General features: G+C 43.6%; 8 protein-coding genes. 4 read left to right on the top strand and 4 right to left on the bottom strand.

Annotation, left to right across the window (positions count from 1 at the left end):
• Positions 1-166: 166 nt before the first annotated feature.
• Positions 167-490, bottom strand: coding sequence for a hypothetical protein (locus RCH20_RS09830; protein WP_327193472.1), 324 nt, complete (start codon positions 488-490; stop codon positions 167-169).
• Positions 491-986: 496 nt separating this feature from the next.
• Here RCH20_RS09830 and RCH20_RS09825 point away from each other — a divergent pair, with 496 nt between their 5' ends.
• Positions 987-2,513, top strand: coding sequence for an acetyl-CoA hydrolase/transferase family protein (locus tag RCH20_RS09825; RefSeq protein WP_327193471.1), 1,527 nt, complete (start codon positions 987-989; stop codon positions 2,511-2,513).
• Positions 2,514-2,932: 419 nt separating this feature from the next.
• On the opposite strand, the gene RCH20_RS09820 is transcribed toward RCH20_RS09825, so the two are convergent.
• Both RCH20_RS09820 and RCH20_RS09815 read right to left on the bottom strand, forming a co-directional pair.
• Positions 2,933-4,069, bottom strand: a complete 1,137-nt coding sequence (locus RCH20_RS09820) for a glycerate kinase (RefSeq protein ID WP_327193470.1) — start codon at positions 4,067-4,069, stop codon at positions 2,933-2,935.
• Between the two features lie 183 nt (positions 4,070-4,252).
• On the bottom strand, positions 4,253-5,611 hold the full coding sequence (locus RCH20_RS09815) for a GntP family permease (RefSeq protein ID WP_327193469.1): 1,359 nt from the start codon (positions 5,609-5,611) through the stop codon (positions 4,253-4,255).
• 478 nt (positions 5,612-6,089) lie between these two features.
• Between RCH20_RS09815 and RCH20_RS09810 the strand changes: the two genes are divergently transcribed.
• The gene (locus tag RCH20_RS09810; protein WP_209956941.1) at positions 6,090-6,260 is read left to right on the top strand and encodes a hypothetical protein; all 171 of its coding nucleotides are present in this window, start codon (positions 6,090-6,092) and stop codon (positions 6,258-6,260) included.
• A 20-nt stretch (positions 6,261-6,280) separates the two neighbouring features.
• Here the strand turns inward: RCH20_RS09810 and RCH20_RS09805 are convergent, their stop codons facing one another.
• A complete protein-coding gene (locus tag RCH20_RS09805; RefSeq protein WP_327193468.1) occupies positions 6,281-7,273 on the bottom strand; it encodes a GlxA family transcriptional regulator in 993 nt (330 codons plus the stop codon).
• A gap of 520 nt (positions 7,274-7,793) precedes the next feature.
• On the opposite strand from RCH20_RS09805, the gene RCH20_RS09800 reads away from it, so the two are divergent.
• Positions 7,794-9,599 carry an acyl-CoA dehydrogenase gene (locus RCH20_RS09800; protein ID WP_327193467.1) on the top strand — a complete coding sequence of 602 codons (1,806 nt, stop codon included), beginning with the start codon at positions 7,794-7,796 and terminating at the stop codon, positions 9,597-9,599.
• A gap of 12 nt (positions 9,600-9,611) precedes the next feature.
• A complete protein-coding gene (locus tag RCH20_RS09795) occupies positions 9,612-10,619 on the top strand; it encodes an NADP-dependent oxidoreductase (protein ID WP_327193466.1) in 1,008 nt (335 codons plus the stop codon).
• Positions 10,620-10,621: the final 2 nt, after the last annotated feature.

Here is a 10,621-nt window from a genome sequence, read left to right as displayed (position 1 = left end):
CACTTTGGCGGTGGATAGTAACCTTGATGCTAGCGCATCTAGGCCTCTTTTTCACCTGCTGTTTGAAATTGCACTTCACGTGTTAATCTAAGTTTCAATAACAGTCGTTAATAACAGATTTTAAATTCCTACTCTGATAGATTGAAATATAGAATACCCTCTTTATTTATCTGAACTGTCGCGTCTCTGCACCCCATGCAAAAACCAGTGCATAGAGAACGTGGCCAACCAGCGCGACCCAAGTGGCTCCTGTGAAACCGATAAACGGCGGCAGTCCGATAATCAGATGAGCGACGACGTAGAGCGCGAATACCCATAGCACGATTCCGTAGGCCAAAGCAGTGATTGTCCAGTGAAGCGACGGCATGATTGCCTTCCACATCGGTCGTACGACGATCAGCCAACCCAAGGGATAAAGTATCAAGCCGGTGAGGTAGTGCACCAGTTCAGGGACACCTGTTGGTGCTGCACCGAATACGACCTCGATCATAGTCGTGGGGAGTTTAATGGTTGAGGGCTGGAGTGGACTCTAGTACTCGATCTCGAAGATTGAGACGAGCGACATGAAGGCGTTTGTCACCATGCTGGATAATATACTCCTATTTATAATTTGTAAACACCTTTTCCCTTATTTATCAAGGATTTCAGCTGTTTTATAATATAGCTTGAATACATAAAATATTAGTTAAACTTAATAATTTCAGCTACTTGTCTATTTATTTGAGAGCTGTATATTGCGGTCATAAGAGCATGGATTTTATGATCGTAAACTTTGCTACGTCGTTTAGAATGCATACTAACGAAATAGGTTTGCCAAAAAAAAGCATGATGAGGCTGCTATATATTAATATTTAAGCCAATCTACTGGTAATTTGTAATAAAATTGGGCAATATGCTGCAACGAAATCGTGTTAGTGGATTCGTTTCAACTTTTCCTCATAATAATGAGGATTGATTTTAATATGGAAGTTACTAGGAAAAACTGTATGAGTTCAATTAACCATGAAGGGCGCGTGCTTCACGAAGGCTTGAGTAAAAAAATAATGTCTGCTGATCAAGCGGCTGCATTTATTAAAAATGATATGAACGTCGGTATGAGTGGCTTCACTGGTGCAGGCTATCCTAAAGCCATACCAGCGGCGCTTGCCAAACATATGGAAGCCGCCCACGCGCGCGGTGAAGATTTTCAAATTGGTTTGTTGACCGGAGCGTCTACTGCTACTGAGTGTGATGGTGTATTGGCTGAAGCCAAAGGCATCAAATGGCGCACCCCCTATCAATCAGAGCCGGCGCTTCGTAAACAAATCAATGCCGGCGAAGCGTATTATTTTGATATGCATTTATCGCATGTGGCGCAACAAAGTACGATTGGCTTTTATGGCGATATGCATATGGCTGTGGTTGAAGTGTCTGGTATTTTGCCAGATGGTCGCCTCATTCCTTCTACCTCCATTGGTACTAGTAATGCATGGCTAGAAAATGCCGATAAAATTATCTTAGAAGTTAACGCCCAGCAAAGCCTAATGCTTGAGGGTATGCATGACGTTTATAATGATATTGGTATGCCGCCGAATCGCAAACCAATTCCACTAGTTACTCCAGGCGGGCGCATTGGCGTTCCGTACTTACATTGTGACCTAGATAAAGTGGTGGCTATTGTCTTAACCGACTCGCCAGATCGCAATAGCAAGTTTGCAGATCCGGATGAAAAATCCAATAAAATAGCCAGCCATATCATTGACTTTTTTCACAGTGAAGTCGAAAAAGGCCGTCTGCCAGCCAACTTATTGCCGATACAATCTGGGGTGGGTAACGTGGCCAATGCGGTATTGGCAGGCTTGCAGAATAGTCCGTTTGAAGAGTTGACCGGCTATACCGAAGTGTTACAAGACGGTATGTTGGATCTGATCATGTCTGGCAAAATGACTATGGCATCTGCCACTGCACTGTCATTAAGTCCAGATGCGCTTGAAACTTTCAATGCCAATATTGAAGAGCTACGTGCTCGTATTGTTTTACGTCCACAAGAAATCACCAATCACCCTGAAGTGGCACGTCGCTTAGGCGTTCTAGCGATCAATGCGATGATCGAGTGTGACCTTTATGGTAACGTCAACTCGACTCACGTCATGGGCACTAGTATGATGAATGGCCTTGGCGGTTCAGGTGACTTTGCGCGCAACGCTTACACCTCATTCTTTGTGTCGCCATCAGTGGCCAAAGATGGTGCTATCTCTTGCATCACGCCGATGGTATCGCACCATGACCACACTGAACATGATGTGATGGTAATTGTCACTGAGCAAGGTTTGGCTGATTTGCGTGGCCTCGCACCGCGTCAACGTGCTCAAGCGATTATCGATAATTGCGCGCATCCAGACTATCGTCCGATGTTGCAAGATTACTTCGATCGTGCCTCTACCACGGCTGGCATGCAGACGCCGCATATGCTTAACGAATCGTTATCATGGCATCAACGTTATGTCGAAACGGGCGATATGCGCATTAAGTAAGTGTATACAGCCACTCTGTTGTTAAAAGTAAAGTGAGCAAAGCCAGTAAAATACAAGGCCCCTTATCTGTATTCAGGTAAGGGGCGTTTTTGTGGGTGACAGAAATAGCCGGACTAGAAATAATTTTAGACTTCAAAGATACTAGAGACAGGTATAGTTAAAATACCTTAAAAACGCTATGGTACTGCTGGTATAAGCTTCTTGCAGCCTCTGTCTGCGTAGGCACAGCAAGCAAGAGAAACTTATGCCAGCAGTACGTTATGTATCGATACTACTTTTCATTGACTATATGTCTCTTTACTCAACCTTGAGTATTTTAAAACTTTATAAAAATTATAGATAATATTAAGAATTATGAAGAGGGCACTGAATATTCGAGCCCATCCCGAATTCTGTGAAACTGCTTTTAATCAAAGCAGCTATTTCATATTCTGCCCCAACCGAATCGCAGCGGCGATATTTACCGCCGTGGTTTCGATATTATCATAGGCATATCTTAAAACCTTATCGATAGAATCTACTTTTTGAATACTGGGCATCACCACATCGAATTGAGTGGTTTGGGCTGGCTTTAACCCATCGACACTGCCACAAATAGCAATAACCGGTGTGTGACTGAGCTTAGCAAGTTGACTGATACCACCAGCCACTTTGCCCATTGAGGTTTGCGCGTCGAGTTTGCCTTCCCCAGTTATCACTAAGTCAGCATTGGCAATGTGCTGTGATAGATCAACAGCTTCAGCCATGGTATTAAAGCCTGACTGTAACTGTGCGCCGCAAAAAGTCATCAATGCAAGCCCAAGACCACCAGCTGCGCCTGCACCTGCAATATCTTGATAGTTCTCATAACTATGCTGATGGCAAACAGTCGCAAAGTGACTTAAAGACTTGTCTAAACGCGCCACTTGTTCAGGGTTGGCCCCCTTTTGTGGGCCAAAAATAGCACTGGCGCCTAACGGGCCACATAACGGATTGGTCACATCACAGGCCACTTCAAAGACAGTATTTAAAATATTCGGATTGAACGCTGAGCTGTCTATCCGTTGCAAGCTGGCAAGTTGACCACCGCCTGGTGCTAAAGGCTCACCTTGCTGGTCATAAAAGGCCATGCCCAAGGCGGTCAACATGCCAACCCCGGCATCATTAGTGGCACTACCACCAAGGCCAATAATAATACGTTTCGCCCCTTCATCTAAGGCGTCTTTAATCAGCTCGCCAACCCCGTAACTGCTTGCAATGCTAGGGTTTCGTTCTGCTACGGTCAATAAATGTAGGCCGCACGCTGCCGCGACTTCAATCACTGCAGTAGCATCGGGCAATAGCAAGTATTTTGCGCTAATAAGCCTCATGAGTGGGTCGTGCACGATCACGGCTTTCCATCGGCCACCAAGGACGTAAGACAAAACAGCGGACGTGCCTTCGCCGCCATCGGCCATCGGTAACAAGGTATAGTCTGCATTGGGGAATACCTGACTAAATCCAGACTTGATAGCCTGGCAAACTTCTAAAGCTTCTAAGCTTTCTTTAAACGAGTCTGGGGCAATTAAAATCTTCATTACACTCTCTTAAAATATCTATTATCTAGCTATTATCTAACTACTATCGATTAATTTATCAGTGAATTTTTTTAAAAATACTTAAAAATACTTAAAAATACTTAAAAATACTTAAAAATACTTAAAAATACTTAAAAATACTTAAAAATACTTAAAAATACTTAAAAGTAGCTATTAGTTAATTTAAATAAATACTAACGTCAATAACCAGATAAATATAATACTAGTGACGCCTTGGATACCGGTAGCCACCGAATGAGCTTTGTAAGCTTGCGCGACACTCATGCGACTGAACTGGCTGACGATCCAAAAGAAGCTGTCGTTAGCATGCGAGATAGTCATGGCACCAGCACCGATGGCCATCACACAAAACACTCGACCAAGATCGCTATCAAGTCCGATTTGTCCTAAGAGTGGCGCGACCATTGCTGAGGTAGTTACTAACGCTACTGTGGTAGAGCCTTGCGCGGTTTTTAGAGCGGCTGAAACGATAAATGGCATAAATATGCCCAAACCTAATGCTGACAAGGTAGTGCCTAAATAGTCGCCGATTGGGGTTACTTTCAGCATCGCACCAAATGCGCCGCCAGCACCAGTGATTAATAATATCGGTGCAGCGACTACCAAGCCTTGGGCCACGCTGTCGCTAATCTGCTGAGTTTTATCGCTACCACTTATTAAGAAAAACGCTAAAAATAAACCGATCAATAGGGCAGTAAGTGGATTACCAATAAATACTAAGATATCAACAAGGAAACTAGTGCCTAGTGGGGCAGTAGGGAAGTTGGCTACAGAGGACAGGCAGATCAAAACGATAGGTACAATAATAGGTAAAAAAGCCATCGTTGCTGATGGCATTTTATTATAGTCTTCACGAGCTTTCATATTTGCAGGGACAGCAGCAGCGGGCACATTGTCAGCATCTATGTTATCTGGTTCGACATCTAGGAAACGGTTTGACCACAACCAGCCTGCCAATACTGCCACGGTGGTCACTACGATACCAACCATGATCACCAAACCTAGGTTTGACTCAAGCCCCAAGTTACCCGCTGCAGCAATAGGCCCAGGCGTAGGCGGCACAAAAGTATGGGTTGCATATAAGCCAGTCGCCAAAGCAATACTCATCGCCACACTGGATACTTGCAAGCGCTCAGCCAAAGACTCTTTTAAAGAGTTTAAGATGATAAAACCTGAGTCACAAAACACAGGAATTGAGACTACTGCCCCAACGATAGACATGGTCAAGGTTGGAAAGCGTGGCCCTAGAAAGTTAATGACCGCTTCTGCCATAACGATAGCAGCGCCCGTTCTTTCAAGGATTAGCCCAATGATGGTACCGAACACGATTACCAGACCAATATAACCTAAGATGCCACCGAAACCGTCGGAGATAGTTTTTGCGACCGTATCAAGAGGCACTTGATAAAATAACGCCACTAAAAAGGCTGATAGTATTAAGACTAAAAAAGGATGCCACTTTAACTTTGCGGTGGCAAAAATAATAAAAAGAATGGTCAGTAAAAGCCAAAATACTATCATCATGATCCCTATGAGGTTGAGTTCTGCTTATATCTTGAGTGACTGTCAATGCAGCTGACTATCGGTTATTTACCAACAGCAAGACGATTTTTTGAGGTGCATATCTTATCGTAAATACAACTTGCTAGGGAGTCGTATTTGTTTAATGGCCATATATTTTATAGTGCTTTTCACCATACCACTTTTTAGCAATGATTAGACATTTGTATGTTCACGTGCTGCTGCTGGCTCTCGCTTATGAGTGCATTTACTATGGCTATAAAAGTAGAAACCATTACTCGATAAAGCAACGGCTATATACTTTGACATTATGTATAGTCAATGAAAAGTAATATCGATACATAACCTACTGCTGGCATAAGTTTTTCTTGCTTGCTGTGCCTACGCAGACAGAGGCTGCAAAAATCTTATACCAGCAGTATCCTAGCGTTTTTAAGGTATTTTAACTATATGTACTCGTGTCGTTGAGCAAGATAATTTGTTTATAAATACGCCAATATTAGCAGTGGGTCATGCCGGTTGGATTAACGCTGCTAAGATGATTGATGCTAGGCAAGAAGTATCGCAAGTGGCTGCCGAATGGCCACGCTCAGTCGCTTATGGTGAACTTAGTACGCCGGCGTTATCGGCACTCCAAGCCAACCAATAGTTGTGTTACCTACTCTAAATCTACAGTCGGGAAAACTTGTTCTGATATTCCTTGGGTGTAAGCTCTGTGGCGCGTTTGAATAAGCGTGTAAATGAAGACAGATCACTATAGCCGACCTGGTCAGCGAGAGATTTTATAGTCACATCCCCCGATTCTAATAAGCGTTTGGCCTGCTCGATTCTTATCGCTTGAATATACTCAATAGGGCGCATAGCCACGCAGGTTTGAAAGCGTCTATTTAAAGTCCGTGGGGTGATGTTTACCATGGCTGCTAAGTCACTAACTTGTATGGGCTGATCAAAGTTGTCCTCGATGAATTCTTGCACGCGCTGTACCAGTTGGTCGGAGTGTGATCGGTATAATTTAACATTGGTATAACTGTTCTGATTGCCTCTTTTACTATCAACGATTTGGGTTTTCGCCACTTGGGTGGAAATTTCTCGTCCACAATAACGCTCGATTAATAGTAAAGCCAGGTCATAAAAGGCACTACCGCCTGCCGCGCAAAATATATTACCTGATTGCGTGACAAACTGATTTTCTTGTAAATCGACTAATGGAAAGTCTGCTTTAAACTTACTTGCGTATCCCCAGTGAGTGGTTGCTATTAAGCCATCAAGTAATCCTGCTTTTGCTAGAAAAAAGGCGCCGCTACAATTACTGGCAATGTCTGCTTGGGTATCAGCCAAGCGTTTTAAATGTGGCAACAAACTTAGATTCTGCGCCAAAACTTTGTCAACCGAATCACCAATGGTTGGAATTAACAACAAGTCACAATGAGCCACATCCCCGATATCGCAATGGGCTTGCATAACCAAGCGATTGCTACACCTAATATCTAAGCCATCGACACTGGCAATTTGTACGCTAAATCTGGGTTCTACTCTTAGCCCCAAAAATCGTTGCCAACTGACGCCAGCAAATGAAAATAAGTCTAATGCGCCCGTTAATGCGCTACCCAGAACCCCATCAAACCCGAGGATTATGACCTTAAAAGGCTGTACGTTAGTCATTAGTTTTGAGATTCCTTAGTAATTTTATGATGGATCGCTGTTATCTAAAAAAGCTGCTCTGGTGAAAGTTAGAATGATAAGGTGAGTCATTGTTCATAATTATGTGGCGGATACTGAATAAGACAAAAATAATTAACAAACCTTCAAGTCGAGTTGATAAGGGTAATATTTCCTCAATCGCTTTGCCACTACGCTGTTTTTCAATGGCTTTCAATGCTTTAAGCGTTTCTAACTGATATGCGCTATCTGTTTTAAATCCGTCTAACCGTAGACCATCACAGCTATCGTTAAAGTGATAGCTTAACGAATTAAATGTCTCATTTCACCATTATTATGTCATAAATGACAATGGGGTAAAGGTACAAAGTAGACTAATATTAATCGGCGAGCTATTTATTGTTTTGCTTGGTTTACGTTTTTTCTAACACCCAAAGCGATACAATCAATAATTCATGATCACTTGAGCTTCCCAGTATTATTTATCAGCCCTATCTTTTAGCCTTACTAAAGAGACCCTATTATGGCAGCCGATACTTTGATCCACGACTTTGAACTCCCTTTCCAATTATATGACGTATTGAACACCGAAGCGCTTTGCAACAGCACTAAGTTTGAAGAACACAATCGTGCCACTTTCGATGCTGTATTAGATACAGCAAACAAAATGGCAACCAATTTGTTTTTGCCACACAACCATATCGCGGATAAAAGTGAACCGCAGTTTGACGGTAAAAAGGTCAGCATGATAGACGATGTCAAAGTTGCTTTTGATGCCTTCAGAGAATCAGGTTTTATCGCTGGTCGTTATTCGTTTGAAGATGGTGGCATGCAATTACCTGAAACTGTCATGACAGCGGTGGCAGGCTATTTTATGGCGGCCAATCCTTCAACTACAGCCTATCCGTTCTTGACCACAGCAGCGATTAATGTCATTTCGCACTTTGCCAGTGATGATATTAAACAGGCCTTTATGCCGCGCATGTTGACTGGAGAGTTTACCGGAACGATGGCATTAACTGAGCCGCATGCCGGCTCGTCACTTGCTGATATTAGAACCACCGCTGTTCAGCAAGACGATGGTTCTTACCGGGTAAAAGGCAGCAAAATATATATTTCAGGTGGCGACCACGAGTTATCTGACAACATTGTCCATCTAGTATTGGCCAAAGTTCCGGGTGGCCCTGGCGGCGTCAAAGGTATTTCCTTGTTGGCAGTACCAAAGTATCGGCTGAATGATGACTCGTCGGTAGGCGCGCGTAATGATGTTCATTTGACTGGCTTATTACATAAGCTCGGTTATAGAGGCACGACCTCAACCTCATTAAGCTTTGGTGATGAAGGCGAATGTTATGGCTATCTAATCGGTGAAGAGCACTTCGGTTTACGCTATATGTTTAAGATGATGAATGAGGCGCGGATAGCCGTTGGTTTTGGCGCGGCGATGATTGGCTATCGCGGTTATCAGTATTCTTTGGCTTATGCTAAAGACCGGACTCAAGGTAGAATTGCGCCGAACAACAAGCCCGAACATGATGCCACTGCCATTATCAATCATGGTGACGTTAAGCGTATGCTGCTGGCGCAAAAAGCCTATACCGAAGGCGGCATATCGTTATGTTTGTATGGCTCAAACCTAATTGACCGGATCAACACTTGTGACGACGTAACTCTAAAAGCTGAGCTATCTGAGTTACTAGATTTACTGACTCCAGTCTTGAAAGCCTGGCCCTCTGAATATGGGCCCAAAGCCAACGATTTAGGTATTCAGGTATTAGGAGGCGCAGGTTATACACGTGAATATCATGCGGAGCAATTTTGGCGCGACAACCGACTGAATCCAATTCATGAAGGCACGAATGGCGTGCAAGCCTTAGATTTGTCTTTTCGTAAATTATGGCAAAACCAAGGCTTAGGCATTCAAATCTTGAAACGTGAAGTCACTCATGATTTACAAAATATTAGCACGCCAGAAGCTGCAAAACTTGCCGCAAACCTGACCCCTTATATGGGCCAACTGCATGACGTATTGGTGCATTTAGGGGGCGTGTTAGCGACTGACAAGGCGATTACCCTCACAGGCAATGCCCAAGCATTCATGAATATTTTCGCCACCATTGTGGTGAGCTGGATTTGGATTCGTCAAGCCAGCAAAGCAGAGCAATTATTAAGCGCGAGCCCAGACCTTGAAAAACAGAATTTTTACAACGGCAAAATTCAAGCTGCGAAATACTTTATTGATTGGGAATTACCGACTATCAAGCGCGATATAAAATTATTAATGAACACCAATGAAGTTTGCACGGATATGCAAGCTGACTGGTTCTAAGGAGAGAGCAGAATGACAGCAATAAATAAACAATGGCGTCTCAAAGCAAGGCCCATTGGCGAACCTAGCGCCGATACTTGGGATTATACCGAGTCAGAACTACCGGTCGTTACTGATGGTCAACTGCTAATAAAAATTGAGTATATTTCTTTAGATCCAGCCATGCGTGGTTGGTTAAACGATGCCAAGTCTTATATAGAACCGGTACAAATTGGTGAGGTTATGCGTGCGGGCACCGTAGGACAGGTAGTGGAGAGTAAACTTGCAGGTTTTGTGGCAGGCGACTATGTCTGTGGCCACAATGGTGTACAGTCCTATGCGGTCAGTGACGGTACTGACTTGTATAAAGTTGATCCTAATCTAGCGCCATTACCTTATTACTTAGGCGTTTTAGGTATGCCTGGCATGACTGGCTATTTTGGCTTATTAAAAACGGGACAGCCAAAAGCTGGAGAGACTGTCGTAGTATCTGGGGCGGCAGGCGCGGTTGGTGGGCTAGTCGGACAAATTGCTAAGATTAAAGGCTGCCGAGTGGTGGGTATCGCTGGTGGCGCTGAGAAGTGCCAGTTTTTAGTGGATGAATTGGGTTTTGATGCCGCCATAGACTACAAAAATGAAAATGTAAAAAAAGCGCTAAGAAAGACTTGTCCAAAAGGGGTCGATGTGTTTTTTGACAACGTTGGCGGTGAGATTTTAGATGATGTTCTCACCCATATTAATCGCCATGCACGCATTGTCATTTGTGGCGCTATCAGTCAATACAACAATACGGTACCGGTTAAAGGGCCCTCAAATTATTTATCGTTATTGGTCAATCGCGCCCGCATGGAAGGCATTGTGGTGTTTGATAACATCAAAGAATATCCTATTGCTACGCAGGATATTGCCGGCTGGATACAGTCGGGTGAGCTGACCGTCAAAGACCACATTGTTGAAGGTATTGCAACCTTCCCCGATACGTTAATGATGCTCTTTAAAGGTGAGAATTTTGGCAAATTGGTACTTAAGGTAGGGGAATAAGT

The sequence above is a fragment of the Psychrobacter sp. PL15 genome, from assembly GCF_035984995.1.
In the GTDB taxonomy this organism is placed as follows: domain Bacteria; phylum Pseudomonadota; class Gammaproteobacteria; order Pseudomonadales; family Moraxellaceae; genus Psychrobacter.
Note: the sequence above shows the minus strand (reverse complement) of the source record. Positions and strands in the feature narration are given on the sequence as shown.